Origin of the sequence: Bacillus sp. TH19 (assembly GCF_016651075.1) — a bacterium.
Taxonomy (GTDB): Bacteria; Bacillota; Bacilli; order Bacillales; family Bacillaceae_G; genus Bacillus_A; species Bacillus_A mycoides.
This window is the reverse complement of record NZ_JAEKEO010000010.1, coordinates 1,560,967-1,587,565: the sequence shown is the minus strand read 5'-3', so window position 1 is coordinate 1,587,565 and position 26,599 is coordinate 1,560,967. Positions and strand designations below refer to the sequence as shown.

26 protein-coding genes and 1 pseudogene are annotated in these 26,599 nt (G+C 34.3%); 6 read left to right on the top strand and 21 right to left on the bottom strand.

From position 1 onward, the window contains the following. Positions 1-56 precede the first annotated feature (56 nt). A complete protein-coding gene (locus tag JFU54_RS25750) occupies positions 57-1,817 on the bottom strand; it encodes an ABC transporter ATP-binding protein (RefSeq protein ID WP_002031356.1) in 1,761 nt (586 codons plus the stop codon). Positions 1,818-2,092: 275 nt separating this feature from the next. Between JFU54_RS25750 and JFU54_RS25745 the strand changes: the two genes are divergently transcribed. Further along, a complete protein-coding gene (locus tag JFU54_RS25745; protein WP_002141349.1) occupies positions 2,093-2,857 on the top strand; it encodes an alpha/beta fold hydrolase in 765 nt (254 codons plus the stop codon). Between the two features lie 166 nt (positions 2,858-3,023). Here the strand turns inward: JFU54_RS25745 and entFM are convergent, their stop codons facing one another. After that, positions 3,024-4,310, bottom strand: coding sequence for an enterotoxin EntFM (gene entFM / locus JFU54_RS25740; protein WP_078204441.1), 1,287 nt, complete (start codon positions 4,308-4,310; stop codon positions 3,024-3,026). Between the two features lie 716 nt (positions 4,311-5,026). On the opposite strand from entFM, the pseudogene JFU54_RS25735 reads away from it, so the two are divergent. Further along, positions 5,027-5,196 (top strand): annotated as a pseudogene (locus JFU54_RS25735) (DNA mismatch repair protein MutT). Between the two features lie 43 nt (positions 5,197-5,239). On the opposite strand, the gene JFU54_RS25730 reads toward JFU54_RS25735, so the two are convergent. After that, the gene (locus JFU54_RS25730) at positions 5,240-5,839 is read right to left on the bottom strand and encodes a nitroreductase family protein (protein ID WP_002141347.1); all 600 of its coding nucleotides are present in this window, start codon (positions 5,837-5,839) and stop codon (positions 5,240-5,242) included. 249 nt (positions 5,840-6,088) lie between these two features. Continuing rightward, positions 6,089-7,042, bottom strand: coding sequence for a D-alanyl-D-alanine carboxypeptidase family protein (locus JFU54_RS25725; RefSeq protein ID WP_002086170.1), 954 nt, complete (start codon positions 7,040-7,042; stop codon positions 6,089-6,091). A 219-nt stretch (positions 7,043-7,261) separates the two neighbouring features. Between JFU54_RS25725 and JFU54_RS25720 the strand changes: the two genes are divergently transcribed. The 3 genes from JFU54_RS25720 to JFU54_RS25710 all read left to right on the top strand — a co-directional run bounded on the left by JFU54_RS25720 (position 7,262) and on the right by JFU54_RS25710 (position 9,138). Then, entirely contained in the window at positions 7,262-8,263 is a 1,002-nt protein-coding gene (locus JFU54_RS25720; RefSeq protein ID WP_201066920.1) for a S66 family peptidase, read from the top strand. A 202-nt stretch (positions 8,264-8,465) separates the two neighbouring features. Next, positions 8,466-8,807 carry an EamA family transporter gene (locus JFU54_RS25715; protein WP_002086172.1) on the top strand — a complete coding sequence of 114 codons (342 nt, stop codon included), beginning with the start codon at positions 8,466-8,468 and terminating at the stop codon, positions 8,805-8,807. After that, a complete protein-coding gene (locus JFU54_RS25710) occupies positions 8,800-9,138 on the top strand; it encodes an EamA family transporter (RefSeq protein WP_002135751.1) in 339 nt (112 codons plus the stop codon). Before JFU54_RS25715 ends, JFU54_RS25710 begins: the two co-directional genes overlap by 8 nt. A gap of 35 nt (positions 9,139-9,173) precedes the next feature. Here JFU54_RS25710 and JFU54_RS25705 read toward each other — a convergent pair whose 3' ends face one another. From JFU54_RS25705 to JFU54_RS25650, 12 genes are all read right to left on the bottom strand, one after another. Beyond that, on the bottom strand, positions 9,174-9,623 hold the full coding sequence (locus JFU54_RS25705; RefSeq protein ID WP_002012340.1) for a DUF6376 family protein: 450 nt from the start codon (positions 9,621-9,623) through the stop codon (positions 9,174-9,176). A 244-nt stretch (positions 9,624-9,867) separates the two neighbouring features. Next, positions 9,868-10,089 carry a hypothetical protein gene (locus JFU54_RS25700; protein WP_063217781.1) on the bottom strand — a complete coding sequence of 74 codons (222 nt, stop codon included), beginning with the start codon at positions 10,087-10,089 and terminating at the stop codon, positions 9,868-9,870. 195 nt (positions 10,090-10,284) lie between these two features. After that, the gene (gene cydC / locus JFU54_RS25695; RefSeq protein ID WP_201066918.1) at positions 10,285-12,009 is read right to left on the bottom strand and encodes a thiol reductant ABC exporter subunit CydC; all 1,725 of its coding nucleotides are present in this window, start codon (positions 12,007-12,009) and stop codon (positions 10,285-10,287) included. Further along, a complete protein-coding gene (cydD, locus tag JFU54_RS25690) occupies positions 12,006-13,727 on the bottom strand; it encodes a thiol reductant ABC exporter subunit CydD (RefSeq protein WP_201066909.1) in 1,722 nt (573 codons plus the stop codon). Before cydD ends, cydC begins: the two co-directional genes overlap by 4 nt. Next, positions 13,727-14,743: a cytochrome d ubiquinol oxidase subunit II gene (gene cydB, locus JFU54_RS25685; RefSeq protein WP_002141342.1), complete on the bottom strand. Its 1,017-nt coding sequence runs from the start codon at positions 14,741-14,743 to the stop codon at positions 13,727-13,729. Before cydB ends, cydD begins: the two co-directional genes overlap by 1 nt. Then, positions 14,730-16,133 (bottom strand): cytochrome ubiquinol oxidase subunit I, encoded by a 1,404-nt coding sequence (cydA, locus tag JFU54_RS25680; RefSeq protein ID WP_002012335.1) that lies wholly within the window; start codon positions 16,131-16,133, stop codon positions 14,730-14,732. The genes cydB and cydA overlap by 14 nt, the downstream gene beginning before the upstream one ends. 625 nt (positions 16,134-16,758) lie before the next feature. Further along, on the bottom strand, positions 16,759-17,814 hold the full coding sequence (locus tag JFU54_RS25675) for an LLM class flavin-dependent oxidoreductase (RefSeq protein WP_201066896.1): 1,056 nt from the start codon (positions 17,812-17,814) through the stop codon (positions 16,759-16,761). Between the two features lie 16 nt (positions 17,815-17,830). Further along, positions 17,831-18,772: a ring-cleaving dioxygenase gene (locus JFU54_RS25670; RefSeq protein WP_201066894.1), complete on the bottom strand. Its 942-nt coding sequence runs from the start codon at positions 18,770-18,772 to the stop codon at positions 17,831-17,833. Positions 18,773-18,824: 52 nt separating this feature from the next. After that, positions 18,825-19,268, bottom strand: a complete 444-nt coding sequence (locus tag JFU54_RS25665) for a MarR family winged helix-turn-helix transcriptional regulator (RefSeq protein ID WP_002012331.1) — start codon at positions 19,266-19,268, stop codon at positions 18,825-18,827. A 101-nt stretch (positions 19,269-19,369) separates the two neighbouring features. Continuing rightward, on the bottom strand, positions 19,370-19,693 hold the full coding sequence (locus JFU54_RS25660) for a carboxymuconolactone decarboxylase family protein (protein ID WP_242489451.1): 324 nt from the start codon (positions 19,691-19,693) through the stop codon (positions 19,370-19,372). Beyond that, positions 19,690-20,100 carry a tautomerase family protein gene (locus JFU54_RS25655; protein ID WP_201066890.1) on the bottom strand — a complete coding sequence of 137 codons (411 nt, stop codon included), beginning with the start codon at positions 20,098-20,100 and terminating at the stop codon, positions 19,690-19,692. The genes JFU54_RS25660 and JFU54_RS25655 overlap by 4 nt, the downstream gene beginning before the upstream one ends. Positions 20,101-20,124: 24 nt before the next feature. Further along, positions 20,125-20,691, bottom strand: coding sequence for a DUF4865 family protein (locus JFU54_RS25650; protein ID WP_002064888.1), 567 nt, complete (start codon positions 20,689-20,691; stop codon positions 20,125-20,127). Between the two features lie 120 nt (positions 20,692-20,811). On the opposite strand from JFU54_RS25650, the gene JFU54_RS25645 reads away from it, so the two are divergent. Further along, the gene (locus tag JFU54_RS25645; protein ID WP_201066888.1) at positions 20,812-21,600 is read left to right on the top strand and encodes a LysR family transcriptional regulator; all 789 of its coding nucleotides are present in this window, start codon (positions 20,812-20,814) and stop codon (positions 21,598-21,600) included. A 164-nt stretch (positions 21,601-21,764) separates the two neighbouring features. On the opposite strand, the gene JFU54_RS25640 is transcribed toward JFU54_RS25645, so the two are convergent. The 5 genes from JFU54_RS25640 to JFU54_RS25620 all read right to left on the bottom strand — a co-directional run bounded on the left by JFU54_RS25640 (position 21,765) and on the right by JFU54_RS25620 (position 26,411). Next, positions 21,765-22,718 (bottom strand): branched-chain amino acid ABC transporter permease, encoded by a 954-nt coding sequence (locus JFU54_RS25640; RefSeq protein WP_002126891.1) that lies wholly within the window; start codon positions 22,716-22,718, stop codon positions 21,765-21,767. A gap of 49 nt (positions 22,719-22,767) precedes the next feature. Beyond that, positions 22,768-23,628, bottom strand: coding sequence for a branched-chain amino acid ABC transporter permease (locus tag JFU54_RS25635; protein ID WP_201066886.1), 861 nt, complete (start codon positions 23,626-23,628; stop codon positions 22,768-22,770). Positions 23,629-23,650: 22 nt separating this feature from the next. Continuing rightward, positions 23,651-24,352 (bottom strand): branched-chain amino acid ABC transporter ATP-binding protein, encoded by a 702-nt coding sequence (locus JFU54_RS25630; RefSeq protein ID WP_201066884.1) that lies wholly within the window; start codon positions 24,350-24,352, stop codon positions 23,651-23,653. Beyond that, positions 24,330-25,103, bottom strand: coding sequence for an ABC transporter ATP-binding protein (locus JFU54_RS25625; protein ID WP_201066882.1), 774 nt, complete (start codon positions 25,101-25,103; stop codon positions 24,330-24,332). Before JFU54_RS25625 ends, JFU54_RS25630 begins: the two co-directional genes overlap by 23 nt. 90 nt (positions 25,104-25,193) lie before the next feature. After that, positions 25,194-26,411 (bottom strand): substrate-binding domain-containing protein, encoded by a 1,218-nt coding sequence (locus tag JFU54_RS25620; RefSeq protein ID WP_201066880.1) that lies wholly within the window; start codon positions 26,409-26,411, stop codon positions 25,194-25,196. Between the last annotated feature and the right edge of the window lie 188 nt (positions 26,412-26,599).

Sequence of the window (26,599 nt, the reverse complement as noted above, 5' to 3'; positions counted from 1 at the left end):
TTTAGCACTCTAAAATCAACAAACAGTGAAGTGCCCCTTCACTGTTTGTTTTCATTCTATAATGCTCCTTCTTTAATTTTCAATTGTTGCATTGCAAATTCACGGTACATGTCATGTGTCCGTAATAACTCATCATGTGAGCCACTTCCTGTAAGATTCCCTTTTTCAATAAAGATAATTTTATCTGCATCTACAACAGTAGAAAGTCTATGCGCAATAACTAAAGTTGTTCTACCTTTCATTAAGTTATTTAACGCCTTCTGAACAACCGATTCCGATTTACTATCAAGACTTGATGTCGCTTCATCTAACATAAGGATTTGCGGGTTTCGTAGTAACGCTCGAGCAATCGCAATTCGTTGTCTTTGCCCTCCAGAAAGCTTCACACCACGCTCTCCAACTTCTGTTGCGTATCCACTTGGTAAATCATGAATAAACGCATCAACATACGCCATCGCTGCTACTTTTTCAATTTCTTCATCCGTCACTTCACCCTCAACACCGTAGCAAATATTATCACGAATCGTTCCATCAATTAACGGACTATCTTGTGAAACGTAACCAATTTGACGTCGCCATGATTGTAATGAATATGCTGTAATTGGTTCTTTCCCTAATTTTATGAAACCACTAGTTGGCTCATAAAAACGTTCTAACAGCGAGAATAAAGTTGTTTTTCCGCTACCACTTGGTCCTACAATCGCCGTTACTTTTCCAGATTCAATCGTGAAGTCGATATTTTTCAAGATTTTCTCTTCTTCGTTATACTCAAAATGTACATTTTCAATAACGATCGGCTGCTTCGCATTTGTAACATTCATACCTGTTTCATGATCTTCTACTTCATATTCTAAAATCGTATTAATTCTTTCGGTTGCACCAATTGCTTTTTGGAACTGAGTAAAGAACATTGATAACTGACTCATTGGCATAATAATTTGAACCAAATACAAAATAAATGCTACAAGTTCACCTGTTGTTAATGCACCACTAGAAACTCGCATTCCACCATACCCTACGATAATAACAAGCAATGCCATTAAAACAAACGACATAACAGGTGAAATTAATGCTTGCACTTTTCCTTCTTTCAAACCAAATTGCAATAATTTTTGGATACCTGTATTACCTGTTTCATATTCTTTTTTTTCCGTATTTGAAGATTTTACTAAACGAATTTCTGATAGTACTTGTGTTAATACACTAGTAAAAGAAGCCGTTTCATCTTGAAGTGCTTTTGAAATCTTATACATTTTCCGTCCAAGTGGAACTAAAATTAGTACCGATAATGGAATAACCGTTAAAAGTAAAATTGTCATTTTCCAGTCTAAAACAAATAATACAATTAATGACCCAATAATTGAGATACCGCCTGTTAATAAGTTTGACAAATGCTCAGAAATTAATGTTTTAACAACACCTGTATCATTTGTCATACGACTAATTGTATCTCCCGTTCTGTTTTGATCATAATAAGACACTGGTAAAATAAGTACCTTTTTCCACAATCGTTCTCTAAGTCCAGCTACAATTTTTTGTCCAATATAATTCAGTAAATAAATTGACAATCCTGCAGCAATTGTTTGAATAATAAAGAATGCAATTAATCCAACAATTTGTCCCGTACTAATTGAAGAAAGTGAAAAATTATCAACTAAACCTTTTGTCAGCATTGGAATAAACAAACTCGCTCCAGTAGAAAGTAAGCTCATTATTAATGCAAAAATAAGAATGCCTTTCGGTGGATTTGTATCTTGAATGAGACGTAAAAACTGCCTCCAATTCCCTTTTTTCTTTTCTGTATTCCTAACTTCCATTGTCGTTCATCTCCTCGTTATAAACAAAACTATTCTTTCTAAAACTAGAATACGCTATAAATGTAAACTGAATGTAAACACACTTTTTTCTAATTTTACAAAATATACATATAAACTCATCTTTACAACAAGTATAAATATCTGATATTATTACCTGGTACTTATTATTATTCTATGTAAATTATAGACTACGCATAGAAAATATATAACTAATTTTATCAATTAGCTAATTTAAAACACTATATAAATCTCCAGCATTGAAAGGAGTATCCTTTTTGCAAACAAATACACATTCCGAAAAGGAAACAATCATTTTTATTCATGGATTAGTTGGAAATCGCCGCGCCTTCAAAAAAGAGCATAAACGATTTTCTGCCTCCTACAACATTATAACTTATGATTTATTAGGTCACGGCGACGATAAAGGAGAAGCTATCGACTTTTCAATACAGCGCCTCGTAGATCAATTATTGAACTTGTATGAAAAAGAGGGAATTAAAAAGGCTCATATTTGCGCTCTAAGCTATGGCTGTTATATCTCTACGACATTTGCACAAATGCATCCAGAAAAAGTATTGAGTATTTGTCATATTGGTGGACATTATAATAACCCTTCCCGTTTATATAATGTTTTTCAGAATTTTTGGGAAAAACGTGGTGATGAATATTCATCTTGGCTTTCTCAGTATGCTAGTACTATTTTTCCAAGTGGAATACTAAGGGCAAATCCGTTCGCTGTTATTTCACGAAATATTTATTACCGTTTCGGATTACAATTACACTCGTCCATTATTGCTGAGTCATTACGACACCGCTTAGAATTCGACTTAAAATCTAAATTAAAAGCACTTCCCCATCCTATATTATGGGTGATGGGAGAACATGATCATCTCTATAAATCTTGTCTCTTTGATTTGAAGTCCATTCTTCCGAACGTTTTATATAAAGAAATTCCATTAGCAGGTCATGCAGCAAACTTATTCCGTCCAAACTATTTTCATGATTTATATGCTAAGTTTTTGCATGGAAAATTGACATAAAGTGAAACTTTAATCAGCGGGGATTTGTCCATCCCCGCTGATTATTATCCCGCAAATAGCAGGATAAATACTACTATACTGTTAGTTTATCCAACTATGAAAAAGGCTTCCCAAGTTTCCCTGGAAAGCCTTTTCTCTATACGAAAAGTATATAAAATACTTTTTCTTAGTATGCTTTTGTGTAACCTAATAGGTGCTTACTCCAGTAAGAGTTGCTTACAGAGCTAATGCGTACACCAGTTGCGTCAGTTTCTGCACTGATGAACTGTCCATTACCTAAGTAAACGCCCATGTGAGAAGGACCTGATTTATAAGTATTTTGGAAGTATACTAAATCACCTGGTTGTGGACTGTTAGTCTTTGTTTTAGAGCTCCAGTATCCAGCAACTGTTTGACGAGCGCCTTTATGACCAGTTTGATTTAATACGTAGTGAATGAATCCACTGCAGTCAAAACCAGCAGGTGTTGTACCAGCAGTTCTGTATGGTGAACCATTTAAAGATCTAGCGAATCCAGCGATTGAAGATGTATCTCCACCTGTTGGTGCTGTTGGTTTTTGTACTTGGTTCGTACCTTGGTTACCACCAGTAACTACATTGTTCACTCCGCCTTTTACAAACTTAACAAAGTCTGCACTTACGTAACCAGTGCGGCCATTATGGTTAATTTTATACCAACCATTTTCAGCGCCAGTAACGTTTAATACTGTACCATTTGTTACCCCACCAATTACAGGGTTATATGTAGCTGGACCTGTACGTACTTTTAAAGCACCTGTGTTAACAACATAAGATCCACCAGTTTGAACTGTAGTAGTATTGTTGTTGTTGTTTGTAGTTGGTTGCTGAGTTTCGTTAGATACAGCTGAACCACCTTTTGTTACGAAGTCTTTACTTACGTATCCAGTTCCACCATTGAAGTTAATTTTAAACCAATCTTGAACTTCACCTACAACTTGAACTGTTTTCCCTTTATTTACAGAACCTAAAACAGTATGAGATGCACTTGGGCCTGTACGTACGTTTAATGAAGAAACGTTTACTGTGTAAGTACCTGTTCCTTGCTGAACAGTAGTAGTAGTTCCTTTGTTGCCACCAGTTGTTACGAAGTCCCCACTTACATAACCTGTTTGACCGTTTACACTAACTTTGAACCAACCGTTTTCTTGTCCAATTACTTGAAGTACTTGACCTGATTTCACTTTAGAAATAACGTTATGTCCTGTACCAGCACCTGAACGTACATTTAATACATCAGCTGTTACTGTGTATTTTAATTCAGAAGTTGTTTCTACCGTTTTTGTTTCAGTTACAGTCGTTTGAGTTTGAGTTTGAGTTTGTCCATTAATTTCTTTTAGCGCATCATTTGAAACTTGTGCATGAGCAGAATCCATTCCAGGAACTGCTACACCTACTACAGATGCTGCTGCTAAACCTGCGATTACTTTTTTCATAAGTTGTCTTTACTTCCTTTCCCTACTATCCTCTTGAGAAAACTATAAACTTAGTACTTTACAATATTATCAAAGTAAAATATTCATCCAGTTCCATTTTTTAGCAAGAGTTTTATTTTTCACACATCGTTTATTTTAAACGATTGAAGTGAATTTAGTGTGAACTTCATGTGAACTTTATCATTAAACAGTGTGTTTTTGCAATGCTTTTTTCAAATTTCTTATGTATTTCATTGAAAATTCGACATTCCATTCATTATCTTAATATATATTTTTCTTTTGCTATCCACTTTAAAAAACTCTATTAATCTAATACAATGCAAAGAATGTATTTTCTAGTAAAGTCCCTTCCATGAAGCATACTCTTATCATGACAAAAAATGCTTTTTTTATCAATAGTATAATATTTTCAGAAAACTTTTTTGATATTATCCATCGTTTTTAAAAGATTTGACGATTTGTAAGATTTAACTCCAAAAATTCTGTTCTAATTTGACGAAAATACACATTCCACTATCTATTTTTCACTATCCATGGAATTTTCAGGATATTTACATTATCATATATAAAGTAGGATTTTAATCCATACAAATTTTATTCACCCCACACTGAAACCAATCGAACTTTTACAGGTCGGTATTCTATACGTATCATTGAATTTTGATATGGAAGCCTTACTGCCCGCAAATAGTGAGATAAAAAAAGGAGATATATTTATGAAAAACATAATAGATGATCCTATAAATAAAAATATAGAACTGTACTATGCTTTTTTTCAATTCGTTTCACTTATAACATTACAAAAAGTATCAACTATTGAAACACGTAAAAACAAATTAAAGAATCAGATGAAAAATTCCTACAAAAAAATCCTTACTACTTATAAAAGGTGAACAGATTATATCTCTGTTCACCTTTTATTTTTTATTTTATTTGTAAATTTTCACACGAGTTTCTAATGGCTGATATTCTTTATCTCCTGCCGAAACTACCGGTTTACCAAATGGCATTTGCGCAGTTAACTTCCAGTTTTCAGGTACATCCCATTCTTTTTTTACTTCCTCATCAATCAACGGATTATAATGCTGTAGTGTAGCACCAAAACCTTCAATCTCTAATGCTGTCCAAATCGCAAATTGCAACATTCCAGAAGATTGCTGAGACCATGTAGGAAAATTATCTTTATATAGTGCAAAGTTCTCTTGCAAACTTTCTACTACTTTACTATCTTCGAAATACAAAACTGTTCCATAGCCACTTTTAAATGCATTCATTTTCTCTTCAGTAGGTGCAAAATTATTTTCAGGCACAATTTTTCGTAACGTTTCTTTCGTAACATTCCATAATTTGTCGTGTTGTTCACCTAGTAATACAACAACTCTTGCACTTTGAGAATTAAAAGCCGAAGGTGTATGTTTCACAGCATGATAAATCACTTCTTGAATTCTTTCATCAGAAACTACTTGCTCTTTACTAATCGCGTAAATAGATCTTCTGTCTTCAATTGCTGAGTAAAAATCTTTTGCCATTACAATTCCCTCCAATTTTCATTTGAGGCAGTATCATATGTACGAAGCATATAATGCCTCTCGAACTTATTATTAATAAGTTCTTAACTTAATAATATCAACAAACAAAAACAAACTCAAATGATATCACTTGAGTTTCCACTTCCTATACGTCAAAAAATAAAAAAAACAGTTTATTGTCACCAAAATCAAGGTTCAATAAACTGTCTGTCTTATTTTTATAACAATCTAAATTACTTCTTTCTTCACCTAATTAAGCAATTGAAATGCATAGGACATTAATTTATTTGTTTCTGTAAAACGTTTTGTTTTACTTTTTGTCCCCATAACAACTGTAATAATGCGATTATCACCTTGTTTTGCAGTACCTGTAAAACAATACCCTGCGCTATCTGTAAATCCTGTTTTTAATCCGTCTATTCCTTCTATATATAAAGCTTTATTATTTTTGTTTAACATCTCATTTGTGCTTGTAACATTAACATTATTAAATGCTAACTGACTTTGACGTAAGTGAGTCACTTCTAATATCTCTGGATAGTCTTTTATAAGATGATACGCTAATTTTGCTACGTCAGCTGCTGTCATTTTCGTTTCACTTCCGTCGGGCTCCTGCAATCCGGAAGCATTCGCGAATTTAGCTTTATCTGACATTTCTAACTGCTTTGCTTTTTCATTCATAAGTTGAACAAAGTTTTTTTCTGTCTTAGCTACATGTTCCGCTAAAGCGACAGCCGAATTATTAGCCGATTCAATCATTAACGCATGATATAAGTCCTTAACAGTTAATGTATCATTTGCTTGCATCGGGATTTTTGCACCCTCTGTTTGTGCCGACTTTGCACTTATTTTCACTGGATCTTCCCAGTGGACTTTCCCATTATGTATACTCTCTAAAACGAGATATGCTGTCATCATTTTTGACATACTAGCAGGGGCAACAGCTTCATTTTCATTATTTTGATAAATAACTTCTCCATTACTCGCATCGATAATAATAGCTGCTTTTGCATCAATTTCTGGTGGTATATATTTTGGTGGAACTACTTTTTCAGATAGCCCTGTTTTAGGTAGCTCTGCCACTTGTAAAGGCTGAGTATCTACATTTGTTTCACTCTTTTGAACTCCTTGGAAAAAGAACCAACATATACCCAGAATTACTACTAACAGGATTGTTAATCTTCCCCATTTTAACCGCTTCATTCTAAAACTCCTTTAACAAACCTTTTATACACTCATGTTTAACCATAACAACAATTACTTTATATCGTCAAGGTAAAAAGCATATTTATTCATCTATAACAATTATAATTTCAACCTCGTTCTCTTTTTCATATGTGTTACACTAAAAACAACGAAATATAAGAATATTCAATTACATTTAAACACAAAAACACTATATAATAGAAAGGATTTATACAAATGATACTTCCAAAAGCATTAAAATATGGCGATACAATTGGCATCTACTCTCCCTCTTCACCAGTAACCTATACTTCTCCAAAGAGATTTGAGCGAGCAAAATTATACTTAGAACAGAAAGGTTTTCATATGTTAGAAGGTTCACTAACAGGTCAATATGATTATTATCGCTCCGGGAGCATTAAAGAACGTGCTGATGAATTAAATGACTTGATTAGAAACCCTAACGTCTCTTGTATCATGTCAACAATTGGGGGACTGAATTCAAATTCATTATTACCTTATATTGATTATGAGACTTTTCAAAAGAATCCTAAATTAATGATTGGCTATTCAGACACAACAGCATTATTACTAGGTATTTATGCAAAAACAGGAATTCCTACATTTTATGGTCCAGCACTTGTTCCTTCTTTTGGTGAATTTGAGCCTTTCGTAGATTGCACGTACAAATATTTTGCGGATACTTTATTAACTGATCAACACCTTCCTTACAACATAAACCAGCCGTTATTTTGGTCAGATGAATTTATTAATTGGGAAGAAAAAACGAAAGAAAAAGATCTTCGACCGAACAATTGGATTTCAGTAATTGGTGGGAAAGCTACTGGACGTATTATTGGTGGGAATTTAAATACTATACAAAGTATTTGGGGTAGCCCCTATATGCCACTTATTCAAGATGGTGACATTCTCTTTATTGAAGATAGCTCAAAAGATGCAGCTACTATCGAAAGAAGTTTTTCATCACTTAAAATTAACGGCGTTTTTGATAAAGTTTCAGGTATCATCCTTGGAAAACATGAGCAATTTGATGATTGTGGTACAAATAGAAAACCTTACGAAATATTATTAGAAGTATTACAAAATCAAAAACTTCCTTTTCTAGCCGATTTTGACTGTTGTCATACTCATCCAATGATTACTTTGCCAATAGGTATTCAAGTAGAGATGGATGCAACAAATAAAACGATACAAATTATAGAACAGTGGAAAATCTAACTCTACTAGCTCTATTATTTTCAGCTCTAAAGCTACGCATTGCCTTCTATTGTTTTACATTAGAAGACATGATACTATATATTTTGGAATGTGAAGAAATAAACAAAAATCATTTCAATATGCCTTTTATATATAATAAGAAGCTATTGATTATATACATCGAGTTTACATATGTGTATATAAAGTAAAAGAGAGTGAATATATGAAACCAACTATTAAAAACTATGTATTTCTACATGTAGCCTTCTTGATATATTCTATCATTATGGTTTACATGAAATGGGCATCTCAATTCCCTATTGCATCAATTTCATTTTTTATTGCTTACTTCGGACTTGTTGTACTTTTATTCGGATATGCAATTCTATGGCAACAAGTCATTAAGAACTTTGAAATTTCTAGAGCATATTCACACCGTGGGATTATCATACTATGGTCAATGCTTTGGTCAGTATTCCTGTTTGGAGATACGATACAGTGGAATCACATACTTGGCGCAGCTATTATTATCGTCGGAATTGTGGTGGTGACAAAAGATGAATAGTTATATGTTATTATTGATATTTGGGATAATTTTAGCCAATTACTCACAAATATTATTAAAAAAGGCTACTTTACAACAATACGATTCTAGAATAAAAGAATATGTGAATCCTTATGTTATCATCGGCTACTTTTTATTTGTAATTAATGCCGGATTAAATGTGATCGCCTTAAAGGGCATGGCATTAAAGCAAGCATCTGCATTAGAATCATTAAGTTATATCATCATTTTAATTTTCAGTTGGTACTTCCTAGGGGAGAAAATCACGAAACGAAAAATCATTGGCAACATTATTATTGTCATTGGTGTAATCATCTATTGTATTCAATAACAAAAAGATCCGTTTATGATAAACGGATCTTTTTGTTATTGCCCTAAATTTTGAACCTTATCTTTCAAATCACGAACTTGTTCTATCGTCTGCATAAGCTCAGAGTTTTTAAACTGCTCTACATTCATTTTCCCTTCCTCTATCTTTGTCATAGATGTATCAATTAATGTATTTAACTTTTCATTATACCCGACGATTTGCTGGTGAAGATCCTTCGCTACATCTGGTGGTGTTAATTCATTAAAAGCTGGTATATCTTGTTTAATTTCAGTAAGTTTCGTTTCTAGTTCTTTCCGGGCTTCCCCATCATTAACGGCCTTTTCTGCTAATGCTGGCGCTTCATTTGCAAATGCACTTATTTCATTTACATAGTCTGTCGCTTTTTGAGCGTAATCTATGGAGTTCTTCCCTTCCTCTACTAGCGAACATCCCATCAAACCAATTGAAACTACAATTGAAAGTAACATTGTTTTTGTAAACTTCATTTTTACCTCCTAAATAATTTCCATACTTTTATTCATTTATAAACACTTTATTTTCTTCTTATACACTTTATCACATCATATCTTATTTTTTAATCTTCCTCTTATACATTCTAGAAAAATCATTATTATCCTGTTCAACATGTACCTCGAAACTATCTTCATTTAAATATAAAAACAGACATACTTATTTTTCAGTACGTCTGTTTTCCAGGTACATATAACTCTCACTAATTAAAGTTTCTCTTTATCCTCTCACATGCCCTATTACTGTTATAATATCTATGTCTATATGTACACTAATAATATCTTCTATAATGTCTGTATATCCTTGGCCTAAAGGTGTTCCGTAATGTAATAAAATTTCTTTTTTTTCATAAACTGACTTCGGTACTGTAAAAATAAATTTCCTCAGATTCCGCTCATCAGCAGGCTCCAAAATTAAAACAATGCCATCCTCTTCAAACATATAATCACGCCTTCCAACAATCCATTCACTATGGCTCAAGTATTGCCTTGAAAGGATAGATTTTAAACACCCTTTCTAACAATATATAACCATTTCATGATCAAATAGCTTATACGGCTTATATGATTTCACCACAAATACAAAAAAACACGAACCTTGAACTACCAAGAATTTGTGGTTTTTTGCATTTCATTCCTATATACCTTTATCAAGCTCATATAACCTACGATATTTCTCATTTTCTTTCAGTAGCTGTTCGTGACTACCTTGCATAGCGATTTGGCCACTATCAAGGAAAATAACTTCATCTACATGTTCAATTCCTACAAGATGATGTGTAATCCAAATAACAGTCTTTTCTTCTGTTGCAGAAAACATTGTTTCTATTAAGGCTAATTCCGTTTTAGGGTCTAAACCGATAGTCGGTTCATCAAGTACAATAATCGGTGTTTCTTGCATAAGAGTTCTTGCAAATGCTACCCTTTGCCTTTCTCCGCCAGAAAACCTCTTTCCCATTTCATGCATTTTTGTTTGTAATCCATCAGGAAGAGAAGCAATGTGTGGTGCTAGCTGTGCTTTCTCTAAAGCTTTCCATATCTCTTCATCATTAGCCTCTGGTTTACCGATCCGCACATTATTTCCAATTGTCGTATCGAATAAATGTGGTTTTTGGTTTAATACAGAAATATATTTTGACAAAAAATCCGTACGAGCTTGTTCACCATTCAATATAACTTGGCCATTCACCGGACGTAGTGCACCAGTTAACAATTTTAGTAAAGTAGATTTCCCTGTTCCACTTCTACCTAAAATAGCAATTTTCTTTCCTGCCTTTATTTGCAATGATACATCTTTTAATACAGGTTCATTACTATCCGGATAATTATACGACACATTACTCAGTTCAATATCTATATGTTTTTGTGCAACGTAATCTTTATCTCCAGGTAACTTATTTCCATCTTGCAAAATGATATCACTTTCTACGCTTTTAAGCCTATGAGCAGATTCTACATAAGATGGAATTCGATCAATAGCATCTGATATAGGGATAAGCGCATTTGTCACAGATAATGTCATTAATACGAAAGCTGCGATAACTGTAGGTGCAATCTGTTCACTTGCCGCTTGATTTCCAGTCCACATAATCATTGAAATAACTACAATGCCGACTATTAAATGAATGATACTGTCTCGAATATGGTACCAGCGTTTCACTCTCTTTTCTGTCTTTAACAACTGGACATTTTGCGCTACATACTCATTAATAAATTCATCTTTTCTACCACTCGCCTGCCAATCAGATAACCCAAATACAGCATCTGTCAATTGTTGATACAAACGATTTCTTCCTCGCTTCAAAGCAACATGATGTCGTTTCATCAAAAGTAGTGATACGAATGGGAGAAGAAAAACAATAACAGCTAACATACAAGCTGCGATAAGTGCAAATACTAAGTCAAATGCGCCTATAACAATTACGAAAATGCTATATACAACTAACGCTAATATACTAGGGAATATTGTACGTAAATATAGATTCTGTAAATGTTCTATATCATCAGACAATACACCTAGTACATCACCAGTTTGAAATCGAGAGCGTAAAAATAACGCCTGTGGTTCTACAATTCTATATAGTTTCGTTCTCATTTTTTCTAATATACGTAATACAACATCATGCCCAACTAAACGCTCTAAATAATGAAAGACCGCTTGTCCTATACTAAATGCACGCGTTGCGACAATAGGAACATATACAGCCATTACATTTTCCGGTCTGAGAGCAGATTTAGAAATTAAATAACCTGAAATGAAAAGTAACATCGCACCCGAACTAACTCCAAGAAGCCCAAGGAAAATAGTCAAAGTCATTCTACCTTTATTTTGCTGTATATAAGGCTTAATCCAGTTACTCATCGCTCTCCCCTCTCTTCGCTATGAAAATGTAATGTCTCATTCGTTAAAAGTTCTTCATATGTTCCGCTTTCTATAATTTTCCCTTTATTAAAAATAAGAATATGATCCATTTGCTTCATCCAATGTAGACGATGTGTTGCAAGAAATACTAACTTACCTTCAAACAGACGTAACATCGATTGCTTTATTTCAAATTCAGTTTCAATATCAAGATGTGCTGTAGGTTCATCTAATAAAATGATTGGCTTTTTACTTAAAAGTGCACGTGCCATAGCGACACGTTGTTCTTGTCCGCCACTAAGCATACGTCCACCTTCTCCAATCCTTTCGTACATCCCATGTGGTAATGATGCAACGAGCGAACGAAGACCAACTTCATTAATAACTCTCTCAACTTCTTCATCAATTGTATTCGTTTCATAGAAACAAATATTATCTTTTAATGAAAGCGGAAAAATATAAGGTTGCTGCGGAATATAAGCAATATTTTTTTGCCAATCTTCTCGAGTAGATTCACCAATTTCCACACCATTTACTAACATCTTCCCACCGGAAGGCGGTAGAAATCCTGCTAACACATCGATTAGCGTTGATTTCCCTGCCCCACTTTCACCAATAATGCCTATAGCACCGTTACCTTGCCAAGTAAAATCAATTCCCTCTAATATAGCCTTTTCAGATTCAACATTATTTAGTTTTACATCTTGTAATTTCAAACTACTAGAAGAATTCCATACTATATCTACATTTGAATCTTTCTTTTCTATTTCTTTTTGTTTCTGTAAAATTTCTTCTATTTGCTCCATTGCAAGTTGTCCATCTAATGTAGCGTGATAATTCGCTCCAACTTGCTTAATCGGCAGAAAATATTCCGGCGCTAAAATTAAAATCGTAAGAGCTGGTAACAGTATAATTGTCCCATCTATTAACCGTATCCCTAATCCAACTGCTACAAATGCAATTGATAAACTCGTAAAGAAATCTAATGCAAAAGAAGAAAGAAAAGCAACTCGCAAAGTACGCATCGTTGCTTTTCTATATCGTTTACTTACTTTTTCAATCTTTCCTTCGTGCTGTTTACTTTTCCCTAAATACTTTAATGTTTCTAATCCTTTTAACGTATCTACAAAATGATTAGAAAGTACACGATATGTCTCATATTGGCTATCCGCCATTTTCTGCGCTGCTAATCCTAGAAGGATCATAAATATGATCACAATTGGAATCGTTACAACTAAAATGATTCCAGACTTAATGTCCAGTGTTAAAACATATAGAACAATTAGCCCCGGTACGATACTACTTCTAATCATTTTAGGAATTGTTAATTCAATATATGTTTTAAATTTCTCAATACCTTCTATCGATAAAGTAACCAGATGACCAGTCCCATTCGTTTGGACAAATCTCGGCCCTAACGTAAAATATGCTTCTATTAACTGTTTACGTAATGCAAATCCTGTTTTTTCAGCGAAACGCTCAACCAATATTTGCGATGTTCGCACTAACATTTGGCGTGCTGCAAACGTGATCCCAAAATAAACAGTTTCATTTAGTACAGCTTGCACTGTTTCTCCATGAAATAAAAATGTGATTGCTCGTGCTAAAAACACTGTCTGCGCAATGATACTACACGCCTCTAAAATGCTAATAAGACTTAAAGTTACATATAAAACTCGGCTACCAGGATACGATGGAAGTCCTCTTTTTCTTTTCATTAGTACTCCAAATCTTTGTCTGACTTAACAGGTTGTCTAAATACATAGAAACTCCATATTTGACTACCGATAACAAACGGTAAAATAGCAAGAGAAAAATAGCTCATCAGTTTTAATGCATAAGGTCCTGATGCCGCATTATAAATTGTCAAATCATTTACCGCTCCTAATGAGCTAATCATGACACGCGGGAACATACCGATGAACACACTTGCACTTAACAATATGATTGTTAAACTCGTCATAAAGAAAGCCCAACCATCTCTTCTTCTTTTATTTAATAAAGTAGAAACAAATAGCGCTACAAAAGCTCCAATTGGAACCATTAGCCACTCTGAACCATGTGCGGTGAAAATATCTGTTTTCCATAACCCTACAGCTGCAAAAACAAGAAGTGTTATTAATGCAAAAGGTGCAATCTTTGTCGCGGCAATACGTGCGCGTTCTCGTAATTTTCCTGTTGTACGTATAGTAAGGAATTGCAAACCATGAACAATACATAGAAGAAGAAACATAACTCCCCCAAGTAACGCAAATGGGTGAAGTAATTTCATAAATCCGCCTACCATATTTTTACTTCCATCAATTGGTACACCTGTCATAAAGTTTGCGATTGCAACTCCCCAAAGTATGGGTGGTAGCAAACTTCCAATAAACATGCCCCAATCCCAGAAACTCTTCCATTTATGATTTTCTATTTTCGCACGGAATTTAAAGGAAACACCTCTTATAATTAATGCAAGAAGCATAAACACAAATGGAATATAAAACCCACTAAATAAAGTTGCATACCAGTGTGGGAATGCCGCAAACATAGCGCCACCAGCACAAACAAGCCATACTTCATTTGCGTGCCAAAACGGCCCAATTGTATTTAAATATATACGTTTTTCCAAATCGTTTTTCCCTAAAAACCTTGAAACAATTCCTACACCAAAATCGAAACCTTCAAGTACAAAGAAGCCAACGAATAAGGTTGAGATAATTAGAAACCACAACTCATTAAGAGATAACATACTCTTCCTCCTTATCAAATGGATCATGGCTTTGATAATCCTTTTTCGTTTTCTTATTCGCATGTCCTTTAATGATACGAACGAATAAGTAAACAGTAATTCCTCCAACAATTAAATATAGTGATGTGAATGAAACAAGAGAGAATAATACTTCTCCAAATGAAACGTTTGGAGATACAGCATCTTCTGTTTTCATAACACCGAAGACAACCCAAGGCTGACGTCCCATTTCAGTCATGATCCATCCTACTGTATTACCGATAAACGGTAGTGCAATTGCATATACCATTATTTTTAAATACCAAGGGTTTTCAGTTAAGCGATCTTTTCTTGATAAGAACCAGCCGTACATTCCTAAAAGAAGCATGAATGTTCCACTCATTACCATCGCTCTAAAACTCCAGAACATAGTATGTACTGGCGGAATATAATCTCCAGGTCCATATTTTTCTTCATATTGTTTTTGAATTTGGTTCATCCCTTCAACTTGACCGCTAAATTTATCGTATGACAATAGACTTAGCATATAAGGGATTTGAATTTCAAACGAATTTTCTTTCTTCTCTGTATCAATTTTTGCAAATACTGTAAATGGCGCTGGATCCTCACTCGTATTCCATAATGCTTCAGCTGCTGCCATTTTCATCGGATGTGTCTTAATTAAATTTTGTGCTTGTGCATGACCGAAAAATAATACCAGTGCAGTTGTAATTGTTCCAACAACGATAGAAACTCGGAACGATTTTTTAAACACCGCAGTTTCTTGACCTTTTGATATTTTCCATGCACTTACACCTGCAATAAAGAATGCACCAGTTGCAATTGCCGCTGTAATTGTATGCGGGAATTGCACCCATAATTGTGGATTTTGAATAATCGCCCAAAAATCATTCATTTGCGCACGTCCATCTGCTGCCATTTCATATCCTACTGGGGCATGCATAAATGCACTTGCAGTTAAAATCCAAAATGCTGATAACATTGTTCCTATTGAGAGGAGCCAAATACATAAAAGGTGAACTCGCTTCGGAAGTTTATCCTCACCGAATACCCATAAACCTAGGAATGTAGACTCAATGAAAAATGCTAATAAACCTTCAATTGCAAGTGATGGTCCGAAAACATCACCAACAAAACGTGAATACGTTGACCAGTTCATACCAAACTGAAATTCTTGTAAAATACCTGTTACTACACCTACTGCGAAGTTAACAAGGAATATTTGTGTCCAAAACTTTGTCATCTTCTTATAAATTTCTTGTCCCTTTACCACATACAACGTTTGCATTAACGCAATGATAAAAGCTAAACCTATAGACAGCGGAACGAAAAAGTAATGAAAAATCGTTGTTGATGCAAATTGTATTCGTGCCAATTCGAGCGTTTCCATACTAAAGTCACTTCCTTCATATTTTTTTATATCGTAATATCGATTGAATTGTATGAATTCACTTCATAACGAACAATTCAATCATGTGGAAATACAAAAAGATAAATTCGTTTATGTACTTTCTGAAAATATAGATTGTCAGTTTTTTAGATAATTACAAAAGAACTTTCTTCATACGATTTACCTTTTCACTATTTCAGTAGTGTTTTATTCGTTAATCGAATTGTATAATATACTTACATAATAAATTCAGGTGATTTTTGACGTATTATTGACAGGATTTTGTCTGAAATATGTCTTTTGTAATTTTTTTGAATTTGATTTCTCACATTTTAAAAACGTACTTTTCAAACATACAACACACTCTTATATCAATTGTTATTATGTTTTTCTCTTCATACGCTTGACTTTCCCCTTGAAAAATGTCCCCGAATCAAACCTAGAAATATGCTAGTTTTTTGTCAAGAGAAAAATGTATTTCCAAAATTCAAATCAACAATATTGTTATTCACAAATAGAAAAAAACTCCCCTTTCTCTAGACATAAAATTCGTTTTTTTGTCATTTTTCAAACAGACTAAATAAAAAAGTACCGAGAATAAATTATATTCCCGGTACTTTAATCATTATTTCGTTGTATATTTTCTAACAGCCGGCATAATTTCGGTAGCAATTAATTCAATATTTTTCTCAATCTTATCAAATGGTACACCGCCAAAATCAATCTGTGCCATAAAACGTTGCTGTCCAAATAATTCATATTGATAAAGCATTTTTTCAATAATTTGTTGCTGGCTACCAATCATTAACGCATCACGGTGATCTACTGCGTTAGTAAATTGTTGTTTTGGATACCCACCACCGCGTAGCGCAAGCATACCAGCATTAATATGAGGATAATATTCACTAAGTGCATCTTGTGAATTTTCTGCTGTATAAAATAAACTTGTTGTCGCAATTGGTAATGTTGCTGGATCAAAACCACTTTGCTCAGCTGCTTCACGATATGCATCAACCGAAACTTTAAAATTAACAGCTGGGCCACCAAGTGTCGTAAGCATCATTGGTACACCTGCGCGTCCTGCCTTAATTGCACTAGCAGGCGGTCCTCCAACAGCACGCCAAATTGGCATATTGTTATTTTTAGCTCTCGGTATAATTGCCGCATGTTCAAGTGGTGTTCTAAACTGCCCTTTCCATGTTACACTTTCTTCTTTATTTATTTTTAATAAAAGATCCATCTTCTCTTCAAATAGTTCTTCATAATAATTTACATCGTAACCAAGTAAACTATATCCCCCAATACGAGAGCCGCGACCAGCAACGATTTCAGCACGACCATTAGAAATTAAATCAATTGTGGCAAAATCCTCATATACACGAACCGGATCTGACGTACTTAATACTGTTGCAGAACTCGCGATTTTAATGTTTTTCGTAGCTTGTGCAATAGCTCCTAAAATAACTGTATGAGCTTGCGTTGTAAAATGCGCTTGATGACTTTCACCGACAGCAAACACATCAATTCCAGCTTCATCTGCTAACTTAGCTGTTTCAATTAGTTCATGAATTCTTTTTTCTGCACTTATTTTCGAACCATTATGCGGATTTAAAATATGATCTCCAATTGAATATAATCCAAATTCAATTCCTTTACTTGTATCAATACGGTATTTTTCCATAGTTGCTCTCTCCCTTTTAATAAAGCGGTATTAATTTCTCTTCAATCTCTTTTCTTCTCTCTTCTAAAAATGGTGGTAAATCCAGCTCTTTTCCTAATTTTCCAACTGCTGAATCTACAGTAAATCCTGGTCCATCCGTCGCAATCTCAAATAAAATGCCATTTGACTCACGGAAATATAAACTTTTAAAATAAAAGCGATCGATAATGCCTGTTGATTGGAACCCTTTATCTTTCACCGCTTCATTCCAATAACGCAGTTCTTCATCATTTTTTACACGAATAGCTAAATGATGAATACTTCCTTTTCCAGGTCTTTCACTCTCTCCCTCTTGCTGTTTTACCAAAATTTCTCCAAAAGATTGACCAGCAATAGATTGATAAATCCCTTCATCATCTGAACGAGATACTTCTTTATAACTAAACAAACCTGTTAATATTTTTGATAATTTATTTAAACTGCGCACTGTCATTTCAACTGTTCCCATACCTAAAATACGATGATTCTGCTCTACAGAAGATTCATCCCATGCAGTCCAATATTCAGGCACCTCTTCATCTTTATTATTTAACAGCACTAACCGTAGACCATCTGGATCTTCAAAGTGCAGTGCGTCTCTTCCGGCGTAAGTTGTAATTTCCCCATGCGCCACCTGGAGTGACTCAAAACGTCTCTTCCAAAATGTAAGACTTTCTATTGAAGGTACGAGCAAGCCTATTTGTGTTATTGCATTTGTACCACGGATTCTTCTACCTACATTCGGCATTTCAAAAAATGATAATTCAGTTCCGGCACTCCCTGTTAAATCACCATAAAACAAATGATACATAAATGGATTATCTTGATTGACTGTCTTTTTCACCCGGCGTAATCCTAATACTTTTTGATAAAAATCATTATTTGTTTTCGCATTTTTTGTCACCATAGAAATGTGGTGATGCCCTGGAATTGTATACATAAAACTTCCTCCTCTTTATCACTTGATTAGTCAATTGATTGGGTAAAAAAAATTACTCATTCGGTAATTCTTTTTTTTCACTATGCTTATGAACTTTTGACATCAACTCGTATAGTATTTTCTGCTCTTCTTCATTTAATACATCATCAAAAAATGATGATTGAAATGCAAGTTGCTCTGGCAATGCTCTTTCTAAAGCCGCTTCCCCTTGCTCTGTAAGACTAATTGTTTTCGTTTTCCAATCTTGTTTTCGTATAATATATCCTTCTTTTTCAAGACGTGTTAACATTCGAGAAATACCGCCTTGTGTAACGGTAACCTTTTCTGCTAACTCCATTTGTGTTAATGGCTGATAAGTCCGTATTTGCAAAAGCACATCAAATTGGGCTGTTGTTAAATCAAAACGTTTTAAAAACTCATTTGACATTTGATTACTTTGGTTCGTAAATCGTATTAAACGTAGCCATATTAACGATCCTATCGTATTTTCACGCATGTTTCATCACTTCCTAGCGTTGATCTTACTATCACTTTACCACTCAAGTGATAGTAATGCAAGTAGAAATATGTTAAAAACACCTCCCAAAATCATTATTCTTAACTTTCCATTTCATTCATTGCTATATTTAAAGCTGCCACAGCTTTTGGCCAACCAACGTAAAAAGCCATATGTGTTATTAATGCAACTAATTCATTCTCCATTATCCCATTTTGTTTAGCTAGATTCAGATGAAATGGTAATTGTTCTGTATTACCAAGACTGATTAGTGCCGACAATGTACATAAGCTTCTTTCTCTTAATGTTAAAGCGGCATCCCGCCACACTTCCTCAAATAATATCTCTTCACTATAATGAGAAAATACAGGTGCTACTTCTCTCATTTTCTTTGGAATATAGAATTCAATTGGTTCATTCATCATTTTGCTCCCTTCATTTTTACCAATTGTGCCATCCCTTGACCAAATGACCAGTTTTCAGCAGCTGTCTCATGTAATGTAATAAAAATGTCAGTAACTTTCACATTAGAACATGCTGAAATTTCAAAGGATATAGATTGATACAAACCTTTTTTCTGTTGCACTGTTCTTCCAGGTCCACATGTAATAGAAACATGAATCATATTCTCAGTTCTCATTTCTCCTCTTTCCAACAAATAATATGGATTATACAAAAATTGATTTTGTTGATAAGGTAAAAATATTTGAAAATAATCATTTTCAGGGATGTTAAAATGTTCAATTAATGAAAGATGGATACATTCACCTATCTTGTTCAACTCTTCTTTATTTAATATATCTTCATGATAATAAACGTTCACAAAAGGCATAGATTTTCATTCCTTTTTCTTAATTTAGCATTCAACAACATATCCTCGTGAAATATGTAAAATCTCATAAATAGTAACATCGTCCATTACATCTATTTCAGGCTTTTCCTTATAAAAACTGAATTGACTATATCCCCACTTATCCGGATTATAAACTATTACATTTCCTAAACATTTTTCTATGTTTTGCACATTTTCATTTACTTTATTTAATTGCGTCCCAATCAGCGATTTACTTTGAGAAATACTCCCTGCATATTCAACAGCATATCTACTTTTTCTAAAATCATTACTTAAATTAACAACTAATGGAACACCTATATTTATTTGTTGCCACCCAAACGATTGCAAAATATTATCGTAATACCCTTCAAAGATAAATTTATTCATCCCTTCATGACCATTCCAAATATATAAAGGTGCATAACAATTATGGAAATCCCCATCCTTACCTGCCTCAGCAATTAAATAAGCCTTAAAATTCAACCCTTGAAAACCATCCGTTTTATAACCATTCTTTTTCACCCTTGCTCTAATAGTCCCCATATCATAATCTTTTGGCAAAATGACCTTATATTGCATACCAATCATGTTTATCACTCACTTTCGATCTTATATACATAATGATAAACCGATGATCGGCTGACGTAAAATAGGTATAAATTATGTTTGATATCATTTATAATGATACCTTATAAGGGGCTGAAATGAATGGAAATAAATGATCTTATCATATTTAAAACTGTAGCTAACGAAGGATCTATTAGTAAAGCTGCTAAAGAGCTAGGCTATGTACAACCAAATGTAACTGAGCGAATCAAAAAATTAGAACAAGAATTAGAAACACCTTTACTACATAGAGATAACAAAGGTGTCTCCCTGTTACCTTCTGGTGACATTTTATTAGACTACACGAATAAAATATTAGCTCTTTTAGAAGAAGCGAAAGATGAAATTAAAACAAGTGCTTCTTCTTATGTAATAGCGACGTCACAATCTATTTTGACTAATTATTTAAGTATGCGTATTAAAGAAAATTTCAGGAATTATCAAATATACATAGAAAGTAGTAGTCATTTGCAAAAACTACTACAGCAACAAAAAGTTGATATGGTCATAACTTATGAGGATTATCCCAACGCAGCGTTTAAAAAAGTATTCACCACTTCAATTTCTGTAGGCTTATTAAAAGCGAAAGAACAGTGTAACATTGACTTTTCAAAAGAACTTTTCTTTGTTAGTAACGATAAAAAGTGCCCTTTTAGAAATATGACAATACAATTTCTAAAAGAACACAATCTATCTCAGCATCAACTTCAACAGTTAGATTCTTATTCGCTTATTGAAGAGTTTATCGTTGAGGGAAATGGGATAGCTTTTTTACCGATTAGAAATGATAAATTAGTTCCAGTTGAAAATGTCGCGGTTGAAAAACTACCTATTAACTTCTTTACAACTCGAGACTTAGATAAAGTGATTCCAGGTGAACTATTTAATTAATAAAGAGGCTACACTTGTCGTATTTTACGGGTAAATAGATATCCCTTTTCGGATCGCTAATATAACTTCATATACTATCGTACGGCTTAATAAAATAAAAAGGGATGTTACCTAGTTAATATGTTTAACTACTAGGACATCCCTGTTCATCTTGAAGACTTATTTCACACGTTCTGTTCCACCCCTGTACTCTTCTCCTTCTTACTTCTTTTAAAATTCTTCAACTTCTTAACTGTTCCAACTAACCCTTTCGGAAAAACTAGTAGCACGATAATGTATAATAAACCAAGAATGATCGTCCATCGTTCAAAAATCGGATATTCCGTCGCTAATTCGGATAAATAATATTTCAATGATTCAATAATCCCAGCTCCAGCGATTGCTCCGATTAAAGTTCCAACTCCCCCAATCATTGTCATCAATAATGCATTTAATGTCATTTCAATTGAAAATACAGTTGTATTAACAAAGCGTAAAGTGATAACAAATAAACCACCGCTAATCGCTGCAACTACTCCTGCAACAACACTAGCAATAATTTTATAATGAAGAACTTTATAGCCAAGTGCTTCAACTCGTTGTTCATTTTGTGAAATCGCCTTTAACACTTTCCCAATTGAAGATTTTGTGAAAAGACGTAACAAAATGAAAATACTGATTAGACATATAAATGTTATATAATAAAATGTAAAACGATCACGGAATATATCTGGTACACGAAATGTAAATCCATCTCCTCCATGAGTCAGTGAACGCCATTTTTCAGCAAGTACAAAAAACAGCTGGGAAATAGCGAGCGTTAACATTGCATAAAAATGACTTTTCAGCCGTAAAGAAAGCAAACCGATTATATAACTAACGATGGCTGATACAATAATTGCGGCTGCTATTCCTATAAAAAAGTTTGTGATAGACACCCCTTGTCGATCAAATAAAAGTGCTACCCCATACGCCCCTATACCAAAGAACATACAATGACCGAATGAAACAATACCTGTATATCCAAGGAGAACATCAAAACTCATAGCGAAAATAGCAAAGATGAAGATTTGAGTGAACAAAATTAACAAGCTCCGTGAATCATTTACGAATGGAAATACACTTAAACAAATGAGCATAAATACTCCGAAGTATACTTTAATTCGATTCGATGTGCTGTTCACCATTTCACCCCTTTTCACCAACAAGTCCCGTTGGCTTCACTATTAAGAAAAATAGTAACATTAACATATTAATTGCAAGTGATAAATCCGGTATAAAATATGCTGTAAAAGCACCAGCTAATCCGACAATTAAAGATGCTAGCGCTGAACCTTGTACGCTACCTAATCCGCCAATAATAACTACTATAAAAGCTAAAATTGCGTACTGCATACCCATCTCAGCAAAAATAACTCCTGAATATGGTGCTAGTAGAAAACCACCTAACGCCGCCATCCCTGCTCCTAATAAAAAAACAAACGAGAATATCGCTTTTACGTTAATTCCGAGAGCTTGAACCATCTCTTTATCCATTACACCAGCGCGAATCATAAGTCCTATCTTTGTTTTTTTCAGCAGCAATAGTAAAGCGATGTAAATTAGTATCCCAACTAAAATAACGAATAGGCGATATTTTATTAAGATAACTCCTCCAAATGTAAAACTTCCTTGAAGCCATAACGGTAATTTTGCAGCAATTGGATTAGGACCCCAAAATATTTTGATGCACTCGCTAAGAACGAGCATTCCTCCGAGTGTCACGAGAAGCTGCCGCACATGGTTTCCATACACTGGTCTAATAAGAAATCTTTCTAAAATGAAACCGAGGAACACACCCATAGCGACTGCCCCAATTAGCGCTAATAAATAACTATCTGTCATATTAAATAACCAAACGCCTGTAAATGCTCCCCATGCAAACAAACCGCCATGCGCAAAATTTAGTACGCTCATTAAACCGAAAATAAGTGATAGACCAGACGCTAATAAAAAAATAAGCATCCCTGTCGAAACGCCATTTACAAATAAGTTAATTAGCACATCCACGTTCTATCCCCCCGTATCAATGTTAAGAAATACCTAAATATTTATGACATGTTTCCTTATCCTCTCGCAGTTCCTCCATGAAACCTTTATGCACAATGCGCCCATTATCCATAATGTAAAAATAATCACCGATTTGACTAGCCATCATAAAATTTTGTTCAACAAGTAAAACAGTCGTTTTTTCCTTCATTTTCAAAATGGCTATCATTAATTTTTCTATCATAATGGGCGACAAGCCTTTACTCGGCTCATCAATAAGTAATAAACCATCACTATTAATAAATGCTCTTGAAATTGCTAGCATTTGCTTTTGCCCTCCGCTTAAGAGTCCGCTTTTTTTGTGCCAAAATTGCTTTAAATCTGGAAATAATTCAAGCATCCAGTCTATTTTTTCTTCCGCTTCTTCTCCCTTCCCACTAGCAAGAGCGAATGTTTCTTCTACTGTCAGGTCGTGAAAAATACCTTGATTTTCTGGTACATACCCTATTCCTTTCCTTGAAATTAAATGTGTAGATAATCCATTTACTTGTGTACTATCATAATAAATTTCACCATGCGCGATATGGTGAAATCCCATAACCGAACGTAATGTCGTAGTCTTCCCTGCCCCATTTCTTCCAAACAGTACAGTAATCGTTCCTTTCTCAACAGTAAGAGATACCCCTTGTAAAATATGAAACTGATCTAAATACGTCTCTATATTATTCACTTGTAGTAGTGCCACTATATACTCCCCCTAAATAAGCACTTTGTACTCGCTCGTCTTTCATCATTTCTTCCGGCAATCCTTCAGCCAATAACTCCCCATGAAATAAAACGATAAGATGATCTGATAAATCTAGCACCATATCCATTTTGTGTTCGATAAGTACGATTGTGCTCTCTGGATTCTTTTTAATATTTTCGATTACTTGTAATATAGCCGGAACTTCCTCAACAGAAATACCTGCTGTCGGCTCATCTAGTAGCAATACATCCGTTTTTAATGCTAATAACATAGCAAGCTCTAACTTTCTTTTTTCTCCGTGAGCTAAGTCTTTAGCTAATACGTCCCTTTTCTCGTGAAGGAGTACTGTCTTCAAAAGACGTCTCGCTTCTCCAGTTTGCTGCTTTAACTTGGCTGCATTCGGAAAGAAACTGTAATAATCTTGAACGAATGATTGAACACTTAGACGCACATTTTCAAGTACTGTTAGCTCTGGAAAAATATTTGTCAACTGAAAAGAACGACCAATTCCTAAGCGCGTTCGATCTGAAATTGATAATTTTGTAATATCCTGTCCTTTAAAATAAACTTCACCTTTCGTCGGAGAAATTTGCCCACTTAGTAAATTGAATAGTGTTGTCTTTCCAGCACCATTCGGTCCAATAATTGAAATGAGCTTTCCTTTTTGTACCGTTAAATTAACATCCTTAATAACATGATGATCCCCAAAAGATACACAAAGATTTTTCGTCTCTAACAAATGTGTCATGAAATCCCTCCCACTGAAAGCCATGTTATGAAAGAAATAAGTATAAAGAGGGTATCCCCTCTTTATACAAAAAACAACAGAAAATTCAGTTTATTTATTTTGAACAGACGGTTCTGTTTCTTTCATTGTTAATTCTCTCTCTAACACTGGTACTGGATAATCAACACCCTCTTGCTTTTTCAGCGTTATAGAATAAAGAGTTTGTAATGCTTGATGATCCTTCTCTCTGAATTTCATCTTTCCTTTCGGTGTCTCAAATTCCATTCCTTCCATTTTCTTAATAAGTGTATCTACATCTGTATCGCCCTTCGTTTTCTTTAAAGCTTCGACGATAGAAATTGCTGCTGACATTCCTCCTGCTGTGAACAGATCTGGAACAGCACCATTAAAACGTTTTTTATGTTCTTCTACTAACCAATCATTCACCTTATTTTTAGGAAGTGAGTGATAATAAACAGAAAACCCTTGCATCCCTATTAGCGCATCCATCGTTTTTAATGCTGGTATATCCGGTGCACCAGTAGAAATTTTAATACCTTGCGCTTCCACATTCATATCTTTCAACTGTTTCCATGGTGAATTCGCACCTGCCCAAACGATAAATAAATAATCTGGTTTTGAGCTAATAATATTTTGAATATTCGCAGTAAAATCAGTTGAATTCGTATCCGCGTATTGCTCGTTTACAATATTCGCACCTAATTTCTTCGCTCCCGCTTTAAATGCTGCAATTCCTTCACGACCGAAAGCATTATCTGGAGCAAACGTCGCAATCTTTACATCTTTTTTAGCAATTGAGGCAGCTCCAGCAATCGCATCTTGCGAAGAGTTTCTTCCTGTTCTAAAAATATATTTATTCCAGTTCTTCCCGGTAATACTATCAGCAACTGCCGGTTCTACAACCATAATTTTTTCGTATTCTTCAGCTAGTGGTAAAACTGCTAATGTATCACTTGAACTAGATGATCCGACTAAAAAATCAACTTTCTCTTCTTCTAATAACTTCGTAGCTTTCTTAACCGCTACATCTGCTTTCGTTTCTGTATCTTCTACAACAAACTTAATCTTCTTTCCTTCTACTTTCCCTGTTCCACCAGTTGCATAGTCTAACCCTAATTCAAATCCATTTACCGTTTGTTTTCCATATGATTCTAGTGGACCTGTTAACGAAGCAAGAACCCCTATCTTAATCGTTTTTTCATCTTCTGTACTTGTCTTCTTTCCTGAACAAGCTGCTGTTACTAATAACGACCCTAAAACACAACCAGTAACCACCGTCCTTAGCCATTTACGTTTTTTCATCGACATTGTGATCCTCTCCATACTTTACTTTCTGATAGAATCAAACACGCCAAATTCCCCTGTCCGTAATCATGACTTTAAAATTGGTAATGGTAAACTCTTGTAGTAACCTCTACATTCGGCACAAATCTATAATCACCTTCCTATTAAATGGAAACAGACATACAATCAATATATATTCCGTTGTTCAAATG